This is a genomic window from Haloglycomyces albus DSM 45210, from assembly GCF_000527155.1.
Lineage (GTDB): Bacteria > Actinomycetota > Actinomycetes > Mycobacteriales > Micromonosporaceae > Haloglycomyces > Haloglycomyces albus.
Genome location: NZ_AZUQ01000001.1, coordinates 2248727 through 2269533, shown reverse-complemented (window position 1 = coordinate 2269533; position 20807 = coordinate 2248727). Strand labels below are relative to the sequence as shown.

Below are 20807 nucleotides of genomic sequence, written 5' to 3'. Positions count from 1 at the left end.
CTTCCACGTGAATTTGTGGTGTTTACCGGTTCGGGTAGTCGCCACTGGGCTTTACCTCGTAGGGTGATGAGGTGACCGATGCGCTTTCCAATGCCCAGACGATTGACCAGCCCGCCGAGGGAACACCTCCGCTCTGCGATACTCAGGAGACCGTCGACGAAGCCGTGGACCGACTTGGTCACGGCGACGGCCCCATCGCGGTGGACACCGAAAGGGCGTCGGGTTTTCGCTATACCAATCGCGCTTACCTGCTGCAGTTCAAACGCCCTGGTGCGGGCATCGTACTGATCGACCCGGTTGCCGACGTCGACCTCTCCCGTCTTCGGGCCCTATTGGGCCGTTCGGAGTGGATTCTGCATGCGGCGAGCCAGGACATGCCCTGTCTGCACATGCTCGATCTGCTTCCCAAACGACTGTTCGATACCGAATTGGCCGCCCGACTGTGCGGTTTCGACAAGGTGGCACTCGGGTCATTGTGTGAACGCCTGCTCCAGGTGAAGTTGAAAAAGCAACACTCGGCGGCGGACTGGTCGCAACGCCCACTGCCCCATTCGTGGCTTTCCTACGCCGCCCTCGACGTGGAATTCCTGCATCCCCTATGGGATCAGTTGCGCGAAATATTGGAGTTCCAGGGCAAATTGGAGTGGGCTGAACAGGAATTCGAGTCCGAACGCCTCGCACCTCCCCCAAGCCCGCGCGCCGAGCCGTGGCGTCGCACGAGTGGCATCCATCGCGTCAAGGGACGGCAGGCCTTGGGGCGCGTTCGCGCGATTTGGATGGAACGTGACGATATCGCCGCCTCTCTGGATAAAGCTCCGTCAAAGGTCCTCTCCGATAAGGCGATTGTGGAAATCGCCTCGGTGAATCCCACGGATCACGGAGAATTGGTGAAACTTCCCACTCTGGAACGCAGAGGTCGGCAATGGACGCGCCGCTGGTTGACCGCACTTGAGCGAGCCGGGCAACTGGATCGACAGGATTTGCCGATCACGAACCCGCCGAACGACGGGCCACCGGCCGCACATCGCTGGTCCGATAAAGACCCCTTGGCGGCCCGTCGGCTCAAACGCACGCGCCATGCCGTTGCCCAACTTGCCAAAGAGCACGGTCTTCCCGCCGAAAACCTATTGGCGCCCGCCACCCTGCGTCGCCTGTTGTGGGAACCTCCGCACCGGTTGACCAGTGAAGACATCGCAGAACGCCTACGCGAGCTCGGTGCCCGACCGTGGCAGATCGAAGCGGTCTGCGACGAAATCACGGCGACTCTGCTCGAGGTGGAGTCCTAGCGCGAGATGCCCCGGCACCATGCCGCACCGACGGATGCTTTTCTCCACGCGCTGTGAGGTCGTTTCCCCAGGAGATCTGTGACGTCAGTAAGGTGGGGGCAGGGCGTTGACAAAGCCTGATTACTGGCAAGTAACATAGTTTGTGACGCCGCATACCCAAAGGAGGGCAAGCGTGAACGACACCATTCGCGATGTCGTGTTCGTAGACGGTGTACGGACACCGTTCGGTAAGGCCGGGAAAATGTACGATGAAACCCGGGCCGACGACATGATCATTCGTTGTATCCGTTCGCTTCTGGAGCGCAATCCATCGCTCCCACCAGAGAAGATTGACGAAGTGGCTCTAGCCGCTACCACCCAAACCGGTGACCAGGGTCTGACCATGGGGCGTACCGCCTCACTGTTGGCGGGCCTGCCCAAAACCGTTCCCGGTTTCTCCATCGACCGCATGTGCGCGGGTGCCATGACCGCCGTGACCACCACGGCCTCAGCAATCGCCTCGCGTAACTACGACCTGGTCATCGCCGGTGGCGTGGAGTCGATGTCCAATCACCCCATGGGTGAGGGCGCCGACCCCAACCCACGCATCATCGCCGAAAAGCTGGTCGACCCGGAAGCACTGCAGATGGGTAAGACCGCCGAGAACATTCACGACCTGTATCCCGAGATCACCAAGGACCGGGCTGACGCCTACGCGGCGCAGACTCAGGCTCGCTACGCCGAGCACGTGAAGCAGCTGCAGAACGACATCGTTTCCATGTCCGCCTACAGCAGCGAAGAAGGCTGGACGGTAGCCAACGGCGACGAGCCGCCTCGTCCGGGAACCACGGTAGAGGGCCTTGCCGAGCTCAAGACCCCGTTCCGCCCGTACGGTCGCGTCACCGCCGGTAACTCGGCACCACTGACCGACGGAGCCACCGCGTGTGTACTCACCGATTCGGAAACGGCTTCCGACATGGGTCTGTCCGCGGCCATGAAGATGGTCGGCTACGCCTTCTCCGGCGTGGACCCGGAAGTCATGGGAATCGGTCCGGTGCCGGCGACCGAAAAGGCACTCGCCAAAGCCGGCCTCTCCATTGACGATATCGGTCTGTTCGAGATCAACGAGGCATTTGCCGTGCAGGTACTTGCCTTCCTGGACCACTTCAAGATCTCCGAAACCGACCCCCGCGTCAACCCGTGGGGCGGAGCCATCGCGGTCGGTCACCCACTGGCTTCCTCGGGTGTCCGTCTCATGACCCAACTGGCGCGGCAATTCGCCGAGCGTCCCGATGTCCGCTACGGCATTACCACCATGTGTGTCGGTATCGGACAGGGTGGAACCGTCATTTGGGAAAACCCGAACTACGAAGGGAGCAAGTAAATGAATCAGCTGCCAACACTCCCCGAGTTCCCCGATGAAGTCGTCACCGAGGCTCACGTCCGTTTCACCGAGCCAAAAGGTCTCGGTGGCAAAGCGGCACTCATTACGCTTGACAACGGCTTCGACCACAATCGTCCCAACTCGTACGGCCCCGCCGGTATTCAAAAGCTGTGGGACGCACTGGACGAAATCGACGCCGAAGAAGACGTCAAGCTCATTGCCGTCACCGGTAAGCCCTTCATCTTCCTTGCCGGAGCCGACATCTCCGCGATGCCGCACCTGGAGACGCATGAGCAGGCCAAAGCCATGGGTCAGGCGGGACACGCTCTGTACCGTCGCCTCAAGGATTCGTCCATCCCGACGTTCGCCTTCGTCAACGGCGTCACGCTCGGCGGCGGAATGGAACTGGCGCTGCACTGTCACTACCGCACGATCGTTCCGACGGCCGCGGCGATAGGGCTACCTGAGGTCGCCATCGGCCTCATCCCCGGCTGGGGCGGGACGCAACTGCTTCCCAATCTCATTGGACCGGAGAAAGCCGCCCAGGTCGTCCTGCGTAATCCGCTCAACCAAAACAAGATGCTCAAGGGCCACGACGCCTACAAGCTCGGCATCGCCGATGCCGAGTTCGAGGCCGCCGACTTCCTGGAGCGTTCGCTGGAATGGGCGGTCGACGTGGTCAACGGTGAAACCACTGTTGAGCGTCCCGAGATCGACACCAACTCCTGGGACGGTGTCATGGCGGCGGTGGAAGCCGAAGTCGACGAGCGCACCCACGGGGCGTCGCCGGCTGCCAAGCGCGCCGTCGAGTTGCTGCGCCTGGCAAAGGACGCTGAGTTCGACGCCGGTTGCGAGGCCGAGGACGTTGCCCTGGCCGACTCCATGGTCAGCCCGGAGTGCAAGTCCAGCCTCTATGCCTTCGACTTGACTCGCAAGCTGGCCAAAAAGCCCGCCGGAGCCCCCAAGAAGACGCTGGCAAAAGACGTCAACAAGGTCGGCGTTATCGGCGCCGGGCTCATGGCGAGCCAGCTGGCATTGCTGTTCGCACGTCGTCTGGAAGTTCCGGTCGTCATGACCGACCTCGATGCCGATCGCGCGCAGAAGGGCGTCGACTACGTCAACGGCGAGATCGACAAGCTCGAAAGCAAGGGTCGGATCGACAAGGTCAAGGCCGGGAAGCTACGCGGCCTGGTCAGCGGCACCGACGACAAGAGCGTCTACGGCGACTGCGACCTGGTGATTGAGGCCGTGTTCGAGGAAATGTCGGTCAAGAAGTCGGTCTTCGCGGAAGTGGAACCGCTGCTTCACGACGAGGCGCTGTTGGTCACCAACACCTCGGGACTGTCGATCTCCGAAATGGGATCGGACCTGAACAAGCCTGAGCGTCTGGTGGGAATGCACTTCTTCAACCCGGTGGCCGTCATGCCGCTGCTGGAGATCATCCCCACCGAAAAGACCGCTGAGGAAACTCTGGCCACCGCATTCGTCGTCGGCAAGAAACTCAAGAAGACCTGTGTCAAGTCCGCCGACCGTCCTGCCTTCATCGTTAACCGCCTGCTGGGACGCATGTTGGGCGAAGTGGCACGTGCCGTGGACGAGGGAACCCCGGTCGAGGTGGCCAACCAGGCTACCGACCCGATGGGACTTCCGATGCGTCCGTTCGAGCTCCTCGGGCTCGTCGGCGCGGCGGTCGCCGAACACCTGGTCACTCACTTGCACGAAGACCTGGGCGACCGTTTCCCGCTGTCGGAAAACCAGAAGCGCATGGCAGAGTCGAAAGAACCGGTCTTCGAAAAGGGTTCCAACGGCAAGTTCGCTCTCACCGAGCACGGCAAGTCACTCCTGCAGCAAGGTGACGCAGCTCTGACCGCCGATGAACTGCATGAGCGGATCGTCAACGGTCTAGCCGAGGAAGCTGGCCTCATGCTGCAAGAAGGCGTAGTCGAAGGCCCCGAGCAGATCGACCTCGCCATGATCATGGGTGCGGGCTTCCCGTTCTGGCTCGGTGGGCTGACACCGTATCTGGACCGTATTGGAGCTGCGGAAAAGGCCAACGGCAAGAAGTTCGCCGCCGGCCTCAAGTAGTTCTGGATCCAGGGTGGGGACGTCCGCTTGCGGCGTTGCGTCAGCGCTCGGAATCGGTCCGGGCGGGCGGTCGTCCCCTCGATCGGGCCACAATTCCACTATCTGTATCTAGTGTCACATTATCTTTTTGCTGAAAATGGGCTCAACCGAAAGGTTGAACCCATTTTCAGCTTTGGTCTAGAGATCAAACAATCCTGTGAGGCCAAAGTACAAAAATCCCGACATACCTCTGGATAGTGCCCACATCCGGCGAAAGCCCCTTCTGTTACGTTCCGAGAACTTTTCGAAATCCAATTGTTATCTACTGGCTAGTAATGCGTTTTGACCTGGCCTTCTCGCGAACTACGGTTTCGGGGTGCGTTCATTCGAGAAAAACTCAAGCAAAAAATCCACGGAAACCGAACTCAACAACGAAACCAGCGAGACAACCTCACAGGCCGGTATCTTCGCATCATTGCGTTCCCGCCTTTCGCTGCTCAGTTTCGACAAGTTCAAAGCTCTACCCAAGGCCAAACAAAAGGCCGTCATGACCGGCGCTGCCGCCATCGCCTTCATCGGCATTGGTGGCCCCGGAACGCTGGCCCTGGCCAACTCCGACCACACCGAACCGGCCACGTCCGAAACCGCCTCCGAGGAGGCAGCCTCCGGTGAAGGCGCCTCGGAAGAAGTCGAGGGCGAGGAAAAGGATGAAAAATCCGAATCCGACGACTCCGATAAGACCGAAAAGTCCGAAGACTCCGGCGCGGACAAGGCCGAGACCTCCGACGACAAGACCGTTACCCTGCACAACGTTGCCGGGCTCGACGATGAACAGCTGGCCAATGCCGTCACGATCATCGAAGCCGGAGAAGACAAGGGCATCAGCGAGCGCGGCCAAGCCGTCGCTCTTGCCACGGCCATGCAAGAGGCCAAGATGTACAACGCGGCCTCCAACGACGTCCCCGAAAGCTGGGATCACACCAATTCCTCGGTCCACTGGGAAGACCACGACTCCGTCGGCATCTTCCAGCAACGCCCCTCGATGGGATGGGGCTCGGTCGAGGAGCTCATGGACGTCAAGACGTCGGCCGATAAATTCTACGGTTCACTACAGCAGGTCAGCGGCTGGGAGGACATGTCGATCGCAGCGGCCGCACAGGCCGTCCAGGTATCGGCCTTCCCGGACGCGTACGCGCAGTGGGAGGACATGGCTCATGAAGTGGTGGACGCCTACCACTCAGCCGCTTAAATCCCAATCAACGTCATAACGTTAAAGGCGGGGTCGTATTCGACCCCGCCTTTGCCTATGCGTACTCGTTCGGTCTATCGGTACGGAACGCGCAGGACTCGAGCCGGGGCACCCTCACACTTCGCCGGTGGCGACCCAGTACTCGCAGAATCGACCGTCTCGAACACGCAGAATATCGTTACCGAAAAAGCGCGTTACACTTCCGTCGACGGTTGTTCCGGCTCCGTTCCATCGGGCAGAAACCATGTCGGCATCCACAAGAGGCTGGACCTCTATCTGAAAAGCGAGGCCGCTAAACATGGTCTTAGCCTCTGCGATTAGCTCGGCCAATCGTTCTGACCCCCGGACGTCACGTCCGGGCCAGTGTCCCACGAAGTCAGCGGTCACAATACGCGCAGCGGCGGCCCGCAGCGCGTCCGCATCGCTCGGGCCGTTCCAGAGGTGCTCGATCCAGCTCCGATATAGGTCTTTGGCGTCCATGCCTACCGTATCCCCGTCCCCCATATCGCCACTGTCCCACAAGTTCTGCCGCATGATGAAACGATGACGTTATCCGTCGTCTACCGGTCACCCTGGTTCGGACGGCACCGTTTACTTTCCCGGATCGACGGTTCGGTGTTTAGCAGCAATGGATTCGCTGACGGCTTCAGGAGTCAGGCCGATCTCCTCCAAAATCTCCGCTCGAGTACCGTGGCCGATCCATCGTTTGGGTACCGCAAAGTCCTGGAAGGGTACGGTCACGCCGTAATCGCGCATGGCGGCCGACAGGGTATCGCCGTATCCGCCCTCTCGCACTCCATCTTCAATGGAGGCGACGAGATCGAATTCGGCGGCGTATTTGACCGCGTCTTCGCCGACCGAATCCACCCACCGCGGGTCGACGACGACGGCGCCTAGTCCGCGTTCCTCTAGAAGTTCCGCGGCCCGTAGGGCGACCGGGGCCATGGCACCGATGCTGAAGAGCAGGACGGTGGGTTTCTGTCCCTGGTGCAGGACATCCAGTCCGTGTCGCTGATCGAGCGCGTCGAGGTTGTTTTCCGGAACTCCCCCGGTTGGGAAGCGCAGCATGGTGGGGCCGTTTTCCTCCGCGACCGCCTCGGCGAATTCGGTCCGCAGGGTGGCGGCATCGCGTGGAGCGGCCATTTTCAGGCCCGGCACCATGCGGAACAGCGAAAGGTCCCACATTCCATAGTGGCTGGGCCCGTCGGGTCCGGTGATTCCCGCGCGGTCCAGGACAAACGTCACGGGAAGTCGATGCATGGCGACGTCCAGAAGTACCTGGTCGAAGGCCCGGTTCATGAAAGTGGCGTATACCGCGACCACAGGGTGCATTCCGGCCAAAGCGAGTCCGGCTGCCGAGGTGGTCGCGTGTTGTTCGGCGATTCCGACGTCGAATACGCGATCGGGCATGCGCTCGGCCAGAGCCGCGACCCCGGTCGGACCGGGCATGGCGGCGGTGAGAGCCACAATCCGCTCGTCCTGTTCCGCCTGCTCGATCAGGCTTTCACTGAAAATGTTCGTCCATCGGGTCTTTTTGCCCTTGAGCGATTCGCCGGTGATGGGGTCGAACGCCGCCGAGGGGGCGTGCATCTGTTCGGCCTCATCGGCTCGGGCGGGAGCCCAGCCGTGCCCTTTCTCGGTGAGAGCGTGTACCAGTACCGGGCCGCCGAAGTTCTTGGCCTTCTCGAGCGCTTCGGTAAGCTCACCCAGGTCATGGCCGTCGATTGGCCCCACGTATTTCAAGCCGAGGTCAGAGAACATGCCTTGAGGCGACAGTGCGTCCTTCAAACCGGTCTTGGCCGCGTGCAAGGCGGAGTACGCTGTCTTCCCCACCACGGGAATCGATTCGATGTGGTTTTTGAGTTTGTCCAAGGTCGGCTCGTAGGACGGGTCGAGCCGTAGGCCCGTCAGGCGTTTCGCGAGGCCGCCGACTGTGGGCGCGTAGGAGCGGCCGTTGTCGTTGACCACGATGATCAGCGGCAGGTCTTCGCGTGCGGCGATGTTGTTGAGCGCTTCCCATGCCATTCCCCCGGTCAGCGCCCCGTCACCGATGACTGCCACGACGTGGTTTCCCGATTGCTTGAGGCACGCGGCTTTCGCCAGTCCTTCGGCATAGGACAGTGAGGTAGAGGCGTGGGAGTTTTCCACGAAGTCGTGGGGGGACTCGTTCTGATTCGGATAGCCGGTGAGACCGCCGCGAGTACGCAGCCCGTCGAACATGTCGGCGCGCCCGGTCAGGATCTTATGCACGTACGACTGGTGCCCGGTGTCGAATATGACCGGGTCGTCCGGGGAATCAAAGACTCGATGTATGGCGATGGTCAGCTCCACGACACCGAGGTTCGGACCGATATGACCGCCGGTCTTCGATACTGCTTCGATGAGAAATCGGCGAATCTCCTCCGCCAGCATCGGTAGCCGGTCCGTATCCAGCTGTTTCAGGTCGGCCACGTCGGATATGGCTTCCATGAGCTGCTCGTGCTCGGTGTCGCGCGGTGAATCCATGGTTTCCAATTCTATCGGGCGCGACGCTCTAAGGGACCCTGCACATGCCATTGGGTGTCACAGAACGACGACATATTCCGCAACCGCCCTGTCGGCTGAGCTCAGGGGCGGTATGTTCCCCGTCGGCCACTGCCGAACCCACGCGGTGCTGCCGTGTATTCAACCTGTATCCGGAGACCAGCATTATGCGATGAGTCCTCGGTTCGGGATTACGCTTGGCAACCTTGTTGCATTTCACGCGCCTGATGTACGGTAATGTCGGAAATTGGTCAGTTTTTTCTGGCTGAACACGCGTCAAAAAGGTCGCGCTATACGGGATTGTGGTGTGACTATCGTCTAATGGAATTGTTCGATCTACATCAGCACGTTGAGTGGAATTCACGTCTCAACGGCCTGCTCTCGTCCGCCCCCATTGACTGGCCCGCTCGCAGAGAAGGCTTGTCCGACATTCCCACCGGTGGCCTGGCTCGACTCCAGTACCTCTTCTCAGTTCCATCAACCGACATGGAAGACGTCTCTTCATCACTATTTGAAGAAGTCGTCGCCGACGCGCTCGAGGACGCCGCCGCAGCGGGCGCCCGTTTCACCCAGTTGCGACTCCCCCAAGAGGCCGTGGCTCTAGGCTCGTTTATGGAACACTTCAAATTGGCCCTCAAACAGGTGCAGCGGGACTATCCCGATTTTCAAGCCGGGGCCATGTTGAGCCTGAATCTTTGGGACCCGACCGCCGAAGAGGTAGCGGACGTTCTACCCGATGCCGCATCCGAGGGCCTCGCTGGTATCGAACTTCTATACGTCCCCTACGCGGCCGAAGCGGATTGGTCGATCGGCCGCATTCTCGCCACTTCTGCGGCGGAATCCGGACTGGAGGTCTCCGTTCCCGTCGGCGCCTTCACAGATGCAAATATGGAATCTGTTCTCCAATTGGACGGCGTCAGCCGGATCGGTCACGGAGTCCACGCTGTAGGCGACGAACGTTTCCTCCAACAAATACGGGAAAGGTCGATTTCAGTCGAAATATGCCTTACCTCCGCAATTCTACTGGGGATGGTGGATTCACCCGCGGGACATCCCATTCATACTTTCCTGAATGAGGATATAGACGTTGTCCTTGGCACTGACTCCCCACTGCGTCTGGGCACGTCTATCGCCCACGAGTATGATCTGGCTCGCACCCTCGGGGTCTCCGACTCGGATCTGGACTGTATTTCACGTCGCGCCTCAACTCTCATGTCAATTGCGATTTAGTAACGAACCCTTAACAGGTGGAGCCGTGCGCAGGATCGTCACCTTTCGTGATTTTCCCATCACCACCATTGGACATGATTTCAGCTCTACTTTGCGGTAAGCTCATAAGAACGTTCGCAATATTCATTCGGATCGCCTTGCGCCCCTACATATTAATTGTGGGGACGCACATTCGCATGTTAATTGTCGAACACAATTAAGGGTCGTGCAAAAGAGTTTTGCACAATAAATCGCACAGCGATTCCCCATACTGATCTGGAATTAGTTCCGGGGAAGGAAAGCATGTCAGCAATAACGGTCGAATCCCTATATAAGGTATTTGGCAAGGGTGCCAAAAATGCAGTTAAAGAACTGTCTACCGGCATCCACCGTGACGAGCTGCAGAACCGAAAAGTGACCGCAGCCGTCATCGATGCCAATTTTGAAGTGGCTCCAGCCGAAATTTTTGTGGTTATGGGGCTATCAGGTTCGGGTAAATCCACGCTCATTCGAATGCTGAACGGATTGCTCAAACCCACGTCTGGTTCGGTGAAGATCGGCGACGAGGAAGTGAATTCTCTGAGTGCCTCCGACCTGCGGGCTACGCGCCGCGAAAAGGTCAGTATGGTATTCCAGCACTTCGCTCTACTGCCCCACCGCTCGGTTTTGGACAATGTTGCCTTCGGCCTCGAAATCCAGGGGAATTCGAAGGAAGAACGATACGAAAACGCCCGTAAAGCCATTGAAATGGTCGGGCTGGACGGCTGGGAAGATAAACTCCCCGCTCAATTGTCCGGTGGTATGCGCCAGCGTGTAGGCTTGGCCCGTGCCCTTGCCTCGGACACCGAAATCCTCCTGATGGACGAAGCCTTCAGCGCCCTTGACCCTCTGATTCGCCAGGAGATGCAAGACCAGCTTCTGGATCTGCAGACGTCTCTAGGTAAGACGATCGTCTTCATTACCCACGACCTCAACGAGGCCATGAAGATCGGCGACCGAATCGCCATCATGCGTGACGGTCGCATCATCCAAATCGGTACCGCCGAGGATATACTCCTTCACCCGGCGAACGAATACGTTTCGGAGTTCATCGCGGACGTCGATCGTTCCCGCGTCCTCACCGCGGAAACAATCATGGAGCCCGCAGCCAGTACCGATACCGGCGAATTCGAAACGGTTGAAGCCGGCACTCCCGTCACCGAGCTCTTTGAGACCGCCGCGTCCACGACCGACCCGCTTTTGGTGGTCGACGACTCCGAGGACGCCATCGGCATGATCACACAGCAGCGCATCCTCGAATCGCTATCACCCGACGACGGTGATGGCCCCAGCTCCGAAAAGAGTGATGCATAATGAGCGATTTCGTACAATACCTCCACGATTGGTTCTACACCTACGTCTGGAAACCGCTTCCCGAGATGAAATTCGGTGAGTGGGGTGATCAGCTGGTTAAGTGGCTCGACACGAACTGGGCCCCGCTCTTCAACGGCATCACTGACGGAATGACCTGGATGTTTGATAGCCTTGTCCAGGTTTTCACCTATCTCCCCAGTGGAATCATGATCATCATTCTGGCCCTCGTTGCCTGGGCCTGCCGGTCGTGGAAACTCGGACTGGGCATGGGTATTTTCGCCTTCGTCATTGCCTGGACTCCTTATTGGCATGCCACGATGGAGACCCTGGCCATGGTGTTCATATCAACAGTGGTTGCAACTGTTCTGGCCATTCCCTTGGGCGTCTGGGCTTCACACAATGCGACTGTCAGTCGCATGATCCGACCCGTACTGGACTTCATGCAGACGCTTCCAGCGTTTGTCTACCTCATTCCCGTCGTTATCCTTTTCAGTCCTGGCGTCGTCCCCGGAATGATCGCCACCATCGTGTTCTGCATGCCTCCCGGGGTTCGTTTTACCGAGCTCGGCATCCGTCAGGTTGACAAAGAAACGATTGAGGCAGGACAAGCATTCGGTGCCAGCCCCTGGAGCATCCTGACCCGTATCAAACTCCCGCTGGCGCTTCCAACCATTATGGCCGGTCTCAACCAGGTCATCATGCTGTCCTTGTCCATGGTGGTTATTGCCGGTCTGGTCGGAGGCGACGGACTGGGTCAAGAAATCAACTCCGCGCTCAGCCACGTTAGGGTTGAGGACGGCATCAATGCCGGTCTCGCCGTTGCCTTCCTGGCCATTTTCCTCGACCGTGTCTCGCAGGGCCTGTCCGACCGCACGCCGGTCGCCCGTGCACAACGCCTTGCCAACAGCTAACCGAAGCAGAAAGAAAGGATGAGAAATGAAACGCAGCTCATTTTTCCGTAGTGCCGTTGCCCTCGGCTCAGCAGGAATGCTGGCCACTAGCTTGGCAGCGTGCAACGTCGAAAGTGAAGACGACGACTCCGTCGACGAAGACAAGATGGCGAACGCCGGTTTCAATATCCCCGAAGGGGAAGGTGAAATCAATCTGGCCTATCTGGGCACGTGGGATGAGAACGTCGTGACCAGCCACATGTGGAGCATGGCGCTTGAAGAGGCCGGATACGACGTTGAAATGCACGAAATGTCCGATGCAGGTGTCATCTTCCAGGGTCTGTCGGATGGAACCTACGACTTGTTCCTAGATGGCTGGTTGCCTTACACTCACGCCAGCTACATGGATGAGTACGGCGACTCGTTGGAGCAACATGGCGTTTGGTACGACAGCGCCAAGCTGACGATTGCCGTACCTGAATACGTAGATGAAGTCGACAGCCTGGAAGATCTACCAGACAATGTCGATCTCTTCGACGGAAAGATCACCGGCATCGAGGCAGGTTCCGGCCTCGCCACGGCCACCGACGAAGAGGTCATTCCGACCTACGGCTTGGAGGACTTCAACCACGTCACTTCCTCCACCTCGGCCATGCTGGCAAGTCTTGACTCGTCCATCAGCAACGAGGAGCCGATTCTAGTGACGCTGTGGAAGCCGCACTGGGCATACAGCTCCTACGATCTGAAGGACCTGGAAGATCCCGAGGGCGCTCTCGGTGACGTCGAAGAAATCCACAATCTGTCGCGCGACGGATTCGGAGAGGACTTCCCCGAAATCGCTGACGCCATGCAGAACTTCTACATGAGCGATGAGCAGCTGGCGGACCTCGAGCGCGTCGTCTTCGAAGGCGAAGAGTACGAGGACGACATCGCTGCCGGTGTGCTGGAGTGGTTGCAGGACAACCCCTTCGAGGAACTCACCAAGTAATCGTCATATAATGACCGGCAGTGAGGGATTGATGGCAATCCTTCACTGCCGTTTTTACTGCCTAAAGAATAGAGAATGATGCACCGACGCACAGTTTTGCTCACCGCCACAGGAGCGTTGGCCGGCGCTTCCGCCGCTTGCGCAACCGGTTCGGGCAGTGATGAGACCATTCCCGTCGGCGAGGACTCCCTCACCATCGCCTCCATCAACTGGGATGAGGCCATCGTCGTCACTGAGCTATGGCGCCAGGCTCTAACCGCTGCAGGATGGACCGTCAATGTGGTCGAATACGATGACGCGGCACCGCTTTTCCGCGACCTCGCCAACGGCGACGTCGACTTTTTCCTCGACGGTTGGCTCCCCTCCACGCACGCCGACTATATGGAAAAACACGGCGACTCGATTGACAACTTGAGTTTCTGGTACGACAACGGTTCATTGGCGATCGCGGTTCCCGACTATGTAACCGACATCAATGCGATTGATGAACTGGATTCCTATGCGGACCTTCTCGACGGCACTGTGACGGGCATTGAACCGGGAGCCGGTCTCACCGCCGCCGTGCGCAACGAAGTGATCCCCACCTACAATCTCACCGAAGTGGAACTGAAAACCAGCTCCACCCCCGAAATGCTGTCCGACCTGCGAGCCGCCACCGAATCACAGGAGGCGATCGCGGTAACGCTCTGGCATCCGCATTGGGCGTATACGGCGTTCAACATGCGGGACCTCATCGATCCGTACGATACCCTGAATTCAGTGGAGACCTTGCATATTCTCACTAGATCGGGTTTCGCATCCGACCAACCCGATCTCGCGGAGGCCTTGCGTCTGTTCACCATGTCGAATGAGCAGCTGGCCGACCTGGAGAACTTCGCGCTCAACGAATCCGAAGACGTCTCCCAGGCGGTAAGCACCTGGATGCAGGACAATCCAATGGATTCGATGATGGAGCCCCCGAGCTCCTAAGTTACTGTTCAGACTGGCCGGCAGCAATGCTTCCCTGCCTCCCACACTGAAGCATTGCTGCCGCCAAAATACAGTTTCCCTCACTCACTACCCCTTGCCAGCAGTGGCGAAGATGATACGGCTAGTAGCCAGCTAAGATCAGGTTTCAAGTAGTGTTTTAAACATACTGGCTGTACGACGGGTCTTTGGGGTTCGTTCGTTGGTCAGGTTATGGCAAAACCATGGGAAATCGATGATCAGTTGTGGGAACTGGTCGAGTACTTGCAGCCGGAGGACCGGCCGCACTGCAGGGGCACTGTTCCTATCGGACACCGCAGGGGCCTCCAAGGCCTCCTGTTCGTCCCGTATACCGGCATAGTGTGGAAGCATCAACCGACCGAGTTCGGGTTCAGATCAGAGGTCACGTACAGGCGGAGGTTCAAGCAGTGGACTGCGACCGGTATCTGGGAGAAACTCCATCGCCAGCTGCCGTCCGAGCTCCACCGGGTTGACACAACCGACTGGTCATCCGTCTGTGTGAACGGATCCCATATCCGGGCCAAAAAAAAGGGGGTCCTAGTATCGGTCTTTCCCCGGTCGATCGGTCCCGGCCTGGTTCGAAACACCATGTCACCTTTGATGGTCGCGGAGGTCCCCTAGCAATCATGGCCACTAGCGCTAATGTTAATGACATCAGGGTCGGTCCGGCCGTAGAAGAAACGGTTCCGGCTGTGGCGAGACGACCGGACGACCTCGACGCCGCCCAGATACTGTACTGGCTGACTAAGGCTACGATGCACGACCTTTCCGCCGTCTAGGCGAATTACGCCCATCGTCAACGGTCGAGGATGCCGGGTGATCAGAGGGTTTGGCAAGGCCAGATGGGCAATCGAACAAGCGATTCCCCATCGGCACCAGTTCAAAGGGCTCGCCATCCGGTGGGATTGATCGCTGGTGCTCCACAACGGATTTGCGCACCTCAGCTACTGCAGACGACGTGCGACACGCAACTTAAACCCAGCTCTAAGGTATGTGAATTCTAAACTGTCGTTACGGGAGTAGAATATCAACTCGATTGAAGATCCGCCTCAATATCAGAATGACACTCATATAAATCAAGGCTGAATTCATCAAACTGCCCCTTCCACTTATATAACCATGCCTTTATCTTTTTTCTCATATATGTCGATTCATTATCCATAAAGGATGAGAAATGACCTACTTCAATAACATGAGTATATGACTGTGTTAACGAAAGAATAACGCATGTAGCATCGATTGACTACAGACACATACAGTAGTTTCTGGCTCATCAACGCGGATGAACATAAGCAATTCGTCCGCATTCAACAGAAAGGCATTATGAATCTCAAACGGATACTTGTTGTCCTAGCAGCAGCCATAGCAGGCTCACTCCTATTTCCAATTACAGCGCAAGCCAATATGGTTGACGCAGAACTAGAAGCGTATGCCGCAAATACATCTTCAACGCCCCCACTGGACGCTCCATGCTCGATGGGATCTCATGCAGTCGCATGCTTCGAATCGTACGGTGACGAACTCTGGGTCAAAGATAAAGTCGCTGACGGATACCATGTTGACTTGTACTACCAGCTTCACGATGATCATGGCAGTAGAATCTCTACAGGTCTATGCCATAATAAGCAGACGGCAAAAGCGGGGTGGACCATTTGCGACGGCCTGCACGACCGAATCCCAGAAAACACTACTATCTTGTTTCGTGCGATGGTTAAGAAATCGAATGAGAAGCCAAAATGGACAGGCGGTGGACACGGGCCGCTCACCCAAACTTCAACAACATTAGGGGTCCATACGTACAAATATGGCAACTGTTCTGATAGCTCACCGTTGGAACATTAAGGCTCTTGCAACCCAGCACTATTCCTAGGTTTCTTAGCAATGCATCAATCGCGAAGAACCACCTAGCCGGGGTTTCCTCATAACGTAGTGGAAAGATACCACGAGATTATGCGAAGTCTGGTGCTCGCCAAACCCCAATCCTAAATCTAATATTTCGCCACATTAGTCATTCAAAACGGCTCTAATTCTGGGCTATAGGAGCATGAGAGCTACATACATTGACTGATACAGCATCCTATTAACAGAAAGGGATAACATGTTTAGACAGTTTCGCAGGATATGTGCGCGCCTCGGCGTTGCTGGTGGGCTTCTTCTCGCTGTTGCGATTTTTTCTCCTACTGCAGCACAAGCTACAGTATCGTCACATGACGGGGAGTACTATGCGGAAAACGTCTCTGGAGGACCTCCTGCTGGTGAAGTTACGTGCAACCTTAATGGTTGGGTGCATATGTGCTTCGAACCCCACGGCGACGAAATATGGATCAAGGACGCAAAACGAGACGGCTACCATGCCGACGTCGTATTCTGGACTGCCGATACTGACGGTACGTATATTTGCCACAACCGCCATGGCTCAGCTGCCGGATGGACCGTTTGCGACGGCCTGCATAACCTTATCCCAGAAGGAGATTACATCTGGCTTTGGGCTTGGGAATCTAACTCGGACGATGACATACAGACGGGAAGTGGATCCCGACTTGAAGCCAGCACGTCCTTAGGACCAACTTCACTCTAGAGCATGCCCATCTTATACGGTGTCAACCGTTAAGAGGGCATGCTCTAGCCAGTTTTGACTCTGCCCGAATACAGCTGCTGTCCCCAATATTGGATTGCTACAGCGTAGACCTATGAGATTTTCCGGAATCAATTTAAATACGGCGATGTCCTCGATTTAGTGGTTAACACGACTACCGTAAGTGCCTGTGACGGATTGGTGACGGTCTCTGTGTTCCATTGTGCGTCAATGGCTTCTATTTTCTGTGGAGAGCTGCATGGCGGTGGTGTTCCGGCTGGTCAAGTCGTATTCTCCAGTCATGATGGATGTGGTGGATGTCGAGGACATCGCGGTGGACGACGTGGTCTCCTGATCATAGAGGTTTGAGGAGTGGTTCGGGCGGATCACGAATGACTTCGGCCGGATCGAGACAGCGCGACATGCGAAGGAGTACCTGACGGCGCTGTTGTCGTCGGTGGGAGCAGAAGAACGGCTGGCAGATCTCTGAAGCGGTCGGCCATGCTGATCCTCATACGGTGCAAAACTTCTTGATGCGAGCGACCTGGGAGGCCAGCCGGATTCGTAACCATCTGACACAGGCGGTCTCAGCGCAGTTCGGTGGCCCGGACGCGGTTTTGGTGGTCGATGACACCGGTTTCGTCACGAAGGGACAGTGATCAGTTGGGGTGCAACGCCAATACACAAACATGACGGGGCAAAGTGGATAACTGCCGGATCGGAGTCTTCGCCGCATTGGTCTCCCCCGCGGGGATGAGCTCTGATCGACAGGGAGGTCTATCTCCCCGCGTCGTGGATCCGCGACGCGGACCGCTGCGCCGACGCCGGCATCCCCGCCTGGCGGGCCGAACAGGGCCTGGTGGCCAAGACACACACTGCGGCGAGCCATGATCGCCCAAGCACGCGATGCAAGGATCGAGTTCGGGGGTGTGGGTCACCGCCGACTCCGCCTACGGCATCGACGGCCTCACACTCCGCGTCCTAGAAGAAGCACGCATTCGGAATGTGCTGGAAGTGAAGACCAACCACATGGTCTCGGACGCCGACGGACAGAAATAGAGAAATCCGAACTCTGTTCACCGAGGCTCCACTTCGTGCATGGGCTCCTCTCTCCCAGGGCGAGGGAGAACGTGGCCCCGTGAATACGATTGGGCCTGAGATTTGCTTCCCGGTCAGGGCAACATCCGTAACGGCTATGAGCGCTCCGTTCTCGCCCGCCGGTCACCGACCGACCCTGACGATATCGCCTACTACTTGTGCTTCGCCCCGTAGGGACGACCAAATCCAAGTTGGTGAGCATTACCGGGACACGCTGGAGAATCGAATCTGGTTTCGAAGAGGCCGAAGGGCAATGCGGACTGGGCAGGCTCACCACGCCGATCGTTCGGTGTTTGTTGGGCCTGATCTTCCCCACAGTCGGCTCCCTAGAACATGTCCTCGCGTCTATCAACTAGCAACGACGCTGCCGCGAAAAGGCCCGACAAGGACGTTACCAACGAAAATACGCTCCACCCTGAGAACTTACGGTAGTCGTGTTAAAGGAGAAATATTTGGTGAAGCGTTGCTGCCGATCCGGACGTTCACGGAAATCGCGCCGGGTTCACCGGACGGGATAGAATCGACTCCATGAATGACCACGATTGGTTGCGTCGCGCCATATCCCTCGCACAACAGGCCCCACCGTCACCCACGGCGTTCAGTGTGGGGGCCATCCTGGTGCAGGGCGACGAGGTGGTCGGCGAAGGCTATTCACGGGCCGAACAAGACCACGACCACGCCGAAGAGGTGGCCCTGCGCCACGCTGGTCGCCTCGCACGGGGCGCGACGATCTATTCTTCCATGGAACCCTGCGGTTATCGCGCTTCACGTCCGTCGCCGTGTGCCCGTCTTCTCATCGACGCTGGCGTCTCCCGCGTGGTATACGCAGCGGCCGAGCCGACCGTATTCGTGTCGCGTCCCAGCGGGGCACAGCAGCTACGGGACGCGGGAATCGAAGTCACGGTTGTCGGCGAATTGAGCGACGCCGCCCTTGGAGAGGCCAATGAGCATCTGCCCCCACATTGAACGACAGGTGCGAACGAATTCGTCCGCCTCAACCGACGTTCTCCTGAGCTCCCTAGTAACCTGAACGGTATGAATCCCAGCATCAGTGTTGCTGACTTCTCTCGATTGAGAGAGCCCATCGTCATCGACGTCCGATGGACACTTGGGGGAGCCAGTCGCCACCCCGATTACCTGTCGGCTCACATTCCTAACGCCTATTTCCTGGAATTGGATACCGACATCACCGGCGAACCCGGTTCGGTCGGCGGTCGCCATCCACTTCCGGACGTCAATCAACTGCAAACCACGCTGCGCGACGTTGGTGTCAATAACGATTCCACGATCGTGATCTACGACGACGGAGCGCCGCTCGCGGCCGCACGCACGTGGTGGACGCTGCGGTGGGCCGGTCTCACCGAGGTAACCGTACTCGAAGGCGGCTTTGCCGCCTGGTGCGAAGCCGGACGTGGCGTCGAGTCCGGCAGCACCGCCCTTCCCGAGCCGGGTGGCGTCACGCTGGACCCGGGACGTCTCCCCCTTCTGGAAGCCGATGACATCCCAGAGTGGGTGGAATCACATAATCTCGTAGATGTCCGCACGCCTGAACGGTACCGTGGAGACGAAGAACCGATCGATCCGGTTGCCGGGCATATCCCGGGAGCGATCAACATACCGATGACGGACGCCGACTCCGTAGCGGACATCGAGGACGCCGCCTTCTACTGCGGTTCCGGGGTTACGGCGGCAATGGCGGCCTGGACGCAGGCATCGCACGGCAAGGACGTCCCACCGATTTACGTCGGTTCGTGGAGTGACTGGATTTCCCATGAACGGGACGTAGCTGTTGGGGAGGCATGATGAAACGTTTCACGGCGGTACTTTTCTCCACGCTGCTCTTCGCCACCGGATGCGGCGACTCCTCGGAGCCGGACGATGACTCGCTTGAAGGTGACCTCACCGAGGACGAGTCCCCCAGCGAATCCTCCGAACCGGTCGAGCTGGATCCGGAAGCGGCGGGCGGGCTATGTCCCCTCATCGACGCCGACCGCCTCATGGAAATCACCGGTGACGACTTCAAGTACGCCTCGGGATATCCGAACGAGGACACCGACGCCGACGAGGAAGAATACGACGAGTCCACCTGCGTTTTTAAAACCGCCGAAGGATCGTTCCCCGACGTCACGCTGGCCAACGGCAGCGGGGCCGTCAGCGTGGAGACGTACACCGACCGAGAAATCCCCGACGACGCCGAACCGATCGACGATTTGGGGGACATCGGCTATGTCCTCACCGTTTCGGAGGAAACCGGGGCCGGTCCCGCCGTCTACCTCGGTTGGTTGAGCGAAGCCGACGATGTGTGGTTTGAACTGCGCTACACCGCAGCCGACGATGCGGACACCGAGGACATCTACGACCATTCCGACGATTTCGTCGAACTGGCCCGCGACATTGAAAGCCGCTTTACCGAGCAAGAGGATTGAACCGGGGACCGCGGGTTGTCCGCCGCGCACCCGGCTCCCTCCTACTTCGGGTTCACACCACCGATACGAAAAACCGCTCCGCATCGGCCCTAGTGACCAGAGCTTCTCCTTTGGGACCGGCGAGAACGAAATCGCCGTTGCGGACATTGACATCGGCCACGGCGTCCGGGTCCAGCCCGGCCTCGTGGAGAGACGTCAACAATTCGGGTTGGGTCTGCACGGATTCCACCAGCCGCACGACGCGGACCTGCTGACCATCGTCGACGCTGGTCAGCGATACGCCTTCGGGGTCCGTATCGTCGGCGCCGCGATCGAACTCCACGAGCCCCGGAATCGCGTTCCCATAGGGCGAATGATCGGGTTTGTGCAATAGTTCGTAGACCCGGCGTTCCACGTCGTCACTCATGACGTGCTCCCATTTGCAGGCCTCATCGTGAGCCTGTTCATAGGGCAGGCCGATAATGTCGACCAACAGTCGTTCGGCCAGTCGATGTTTGCGCATGACCGATACGGCTTGCTTACGCCCGAGATCGGTGAGTATCAATTGACGGTTGCTCTTGACGTGTAGAAGACCGTGCCTCTCCATCCGGGCCACGGTCTGAGAGACCGTCGGCCCGCTCTGTTCCAGCCGTTCGGCGATCCGCGCACGTAGCGCGGGCACGCCTTCTTCCTCCAACTCCAGGATGGTGCGCAGGTACATTTCCGTTGTGTCAACCAGGTCGGTAGCCATATGGTTGTTCCTTCGAGTCGAGTTCGGCTGAAAAGGCTCTACGTTCGCTAAATCGTATAACCCAAT

The 20807-nt window shown here is 58.3% G+C and carries 19 protein-coding genes; 16 read left to right on the top strand and 3 right to left on the bottom strand.

Annotation, left to right across the window (positions count from 1 at the left end):
- Nucleotides 1–71: 71 nt before the first annotated feature.
- The 4 genes from HALAL_RS0110645 (at nt 72) to HALAL_RS17670 (ending at nt 5962) form a co-directional block, all read left to right on the top strand.
- Nucleotides 72–1286 carry a ribonuclease D gene (locus HALAL_RS0110645; protein ID WP_025273995.1) on the top strand — a complete coding sequence of 405 codons (1215 nt, stop codon included), beginning with the start codon at nt 72–74 and terminating at the stop codon, nt 1284–1286.
- A gap of 172 nt (nt 1287–1458) precedes the next feature.
- Complete coding sequence (locus tag HALAL_RS0110640; RefSeq protein WP_025273994.1) at nt 1459–2649, top strand: thiolase family protein; 1191 nt, start codon at nt 1459–1461, stop codon at nt 2647–2649.
- Nucleotides 2650–4734, top strand: coding sequence for a 3-hydroxyacyl-CoA dehydrogenase NAD-binding domain-containing protein (locus tag HALAL_RS0110635; RefSeq protein WP_029767763.1), 2085 nt, complete (start codon nt 2650–2652; stop codon nt 4732–4734).
- 355 nt (nt 4735–5089) lie between these two features.
- Nucleotides 5090–5962, top strand: coding sequence for a hypothetical protein (locus HALAL_RS17670; RefSeq protein ID WP_051462905.1), 873 nt, complete (start codon nt 5090–5092; stop codon nt 5960–5962).
- Between the two features lie 114 nt (nt 5963–6076).
- Here the strand turns inward: HALAL_RS17670 and HALAL_RS0110625 are convergent, their stop codons facing one another.
- Both HALAL_RS0110625 and dxs read right to left on the bottom strand, forming a co-directional pair.
- Nucleotides 6077–6496 carry a nuclear transport factor 2 family protein gene (locus tag HALAL_RS0110625; RefSeq protein WP_211240457.1) on the bottom strand — a complete coding sequence of 140 codons (420 nt, stop codon included), beginning with the start codon at nt 6494–6496 and terminating at the stop codon, nt 6077–6079.
- A 57-nt stretch (nt 6497–6553) separates the two neighbouring features.
- Complete coding sequence (dxs, locus tag HALAL_RS0110620) at nt 6554–8467, bottom strand: 1-deoxy-D-xylulose-5-phosphate synthase (RefSeq protein WP_025273991.1); 1914 nt, start codon at nt 8465–8467, stop codon at nt 6554–6556.
- 339 nt (nt 8468–8806) lie between these two features.
- Here dxs and HALAL_RS17665 point away from each other — a divergent pair, with 339 nt between their 5' ends.
- From HALAL_RS17665 to HALAL_RS0110555, 12 genes are all read left to right on the top strand, one after another.
- Nucleotides 8807–9715 (top strand): amidohydrolase family protein, encoded by a 909-nt coding sequence (locus tag HALAL_RS17665; protein WP_025273990.1) that lies wholly within the window; start codon nt 8807–8809, stop codon nt 9713–9715.
- Nucleotides 9716–9997: 282 nt separating this feature from the next.
- Nucleotides 9998–11047, top strand: coding sequence for a quaternary amine ABC transporter ATP-binding protein (locus HALAL_RS0110610; RefSeq protein WP_025273989.1), 1050 nt, complete (start codon nt 9998–10000; stop codon nt 11045–11047).
- The gene (locus HALAL_RS0110605) at nt 11047–11958 is read left to right on the top strand and encodes an ABC transporter permease (RefSeq protein ID WP_025273988.1); all 912 of its coding nucleotides are present in this window, start codon (nt 11047–11049) and stop codon (nt 11956–11958) included. The genes HALAL_RS0110610 and HALAL_RS0110605 overlap by 1 nt, the downstream gene beginning before the upstream one ends.
- 25 nt (nt 11959–11983) lie before the next feature.
- Nucleotides 11984–12925 (top strand): glycine betaine ABC transporter substrate-binding protein, encoded by a 942-nt coding sequence (locus tag HALAL_RS0110600; protein WP_029767755.1) that lies wholly within the window; start codon nt 11984–11986, stop codon nt 12923–12925.
- 75 nt (nt 12926–13000) lie between these two features.
- Complete coding sequence (locus tag HALAL_RS0110595) at nt 13001–13894, top strand: glycine betaine ABC transporter substrate-binding protein (protein WP_025273986.1); 894 nt, start codon at nt 13001–13003, stop codon at nt 13892–13894.
- Nucleotides 13895–14104: 210 nt separating this feature from the next.
- A complete protein-coding gene (locus HALAL_RS19480; RefSeq protein ID WP_025273985.1) occupies nt 14105–14533 on the top strand; it encodes a transposase in 429 nt (142 codons plus the stop codon).
- Nucleotides 14419–14691: a transposase gene (locus HALAL_RS19330; RefSeq protein ID WP_425402660.1), complete on the top strand. Its 273-nt coding sequence runs from the start codon at nt 14419–14421 to the stop codon at nt 14689–14691. The genes HALAL_RS19480 and HALAL_RS19330 overlap by 115 nt, the downstream gene beginning before the upstream one ends.
- Nucleotides 14692–17005: 2314 nt before the next feature.
- Nucleotides 17006–17146 carry a transposase gene (locus HALAL_RS18160; RefSeq protein WP_245598089.1) on the top strand — a complete coding sequence of 47 codons (141 nt, stop codon included), beginning with the start codon at nt 17006–17008 and terminating at the stop codon, nt 17144–17146.
- 247 nt (nt 17147–17393) lie between these two features.
- Nucleotides 17394–17546 (top strand): hypothetical protein, encoded by a 153-nt coding sequence (locus HALAL_RS18825; protein ID WP_169732438.1) that lies wholly within the window; start codon nt 17394–17396, stop codon nt 17544–17546.
- A 567-nt stretch (nt 17547–18113) separates the two neighbouring features.
- Entirely contained in the window at nt 18114–18551 is a 438-nt protein-coding gene (locus tag HALAL_RS0110565; RefSeq protein WP_025273983.1) for a deaminase, read from the top strand.
- A gap of 69 nt (nt 18552–18620) precedes the next feature.
- Nucleotides 18621–19388: a sulfurtransferase gene (locus tag HALAL_RS0110560; protein WP_025273982.1), complete on the top strand. Its 768-nt coding sequence runs from the start codon at nt 18621–18623 to the stop codon at nt 19386–19388.
- Nucleotides 19388–20011: a hypothetical protein gene (locus HALAL_RS0110555; protein WP_025273981.1), complete on the top strand. Its 624-nt coding sequence runs from the start codon at nt 19388–19390 to the stop codon at nt 20009–20011. The genes HALAL_RS0110560 and HALAL_RS0110555 overlap by 1 nt, the downstream gene beginning before the upstream one ends.
- A gap of 52 nt (nt 20012–20063) precedes the next feature.
- Here the strand turns inward: HALAL_RS0110555 and HALAL_RS0110550 are convergent, their stop codons facing one another.
- Nucleotides 20064–20741: a metal-dependent transcriptional regulator gene (locus HALAL_RS0110550; protein WP_025273980.1), complete on the bottom strand. Its 678-nt coding sequence runs from the start codon at nt 20739–20741 to the stop codon at nt 20064–20066.
- Nucleotides 20742–20807 lie beyond the last annotated feature (66 nt).

Coding starts and splice junctions, on each gene's coding strand:
- HALAL_RS0110635 (WP_029767763.1), top strand. CDS start 2,650: ATGAATCAGCTGCCAACACTCCCCGAGTTCCCCGATGAAGTCGTCACC.
- HALAL_RS0110625 (WP_211240457.1), bottom strand. CDS start 6,496: ATGCGGCAGAACTTGTGGGACAGTGGCGATATGGGGGACGGGGATACG.
- dxs (WP_025273991.1), bottom strand. CDS start 8,467: ATGGATTCACCGCGCGACACCGAGCACGAGCAGCTCATGGAAGCCATA.
- HALAL_RS17665 (WP_025273990.1), top strand. CDS start 8,807: ATGGAATTGTTCGATCTACATCAGCACGTTGAGTGGAATTCACGTCTC.
- HALAL_RS0110610 (WP_025273989.1), top strand. CDS start 9,998: ATGTCAGCAATAACGGTCGAATCCCTATATAAGGTATTTGGCAAGGGT.
- HALAL_RS0110605 (WP_025273988.1), top strand. CDS start 11,047: ATGAGCGATTTCGTACAATACCTCCACGATTGGTTCTACACCTACGTC.
- HALAL_RS0110600 (WP_029767755.1), top strand. CDS start 11,984: ATGAAACGCAGCTCATTTTTCCGTAGTGCCGTTGCCCTCGGCTCAGCA.
- HALAL_RS0110595 (WP_025273986.1), top strand. CDS start 13,001: ATGATGCACCGACGCACAGTTTTGCTCACCGCCACAGGAGCGTTGGCC.
- HALAL_RS19480 (WP_025273985.1), top strand. CDS start 14,105: ATGGCAAAACCATGGGAAATCGATGATCAGTTGTGGGAACTGGTCGAG.
- HALAL_RS18825 (WP_169732438.1), top strand. CDS start 17,394: ATGCAAGGATCGAGTTCGGGGGTGTGGGTCACCGCCGACTCCGCCTAC.
- HALAL_RS0110565 (WP_025273983.1), top strand. CDS start 18,114: ATGAATGACCACGATTGGTTGCGTCGCGCCATATCCCTCGCACAACAG.
- HALAL_RS0110560 (WP_025273982.1), top strand. CDS start 18,621: ATGAATCCCAGCATCAGTGTTGCTGACTTCTCTCGATTGAGAGAGCCC.
- HALAL_RS0110555 (WP_025273981.1), top strand. CDS start 19,388: ATGAAACGTTTCACGGCGGTACTTTTCTCCACGCTGCTCTTCGCCACC.
- HALAL_RS0110550 (WP_025273980.1), bottom strand. CDS start 20,741: ATGGCTACCGACCTGGTTGACACAACGGAAATGTACCTGCGCACCATC.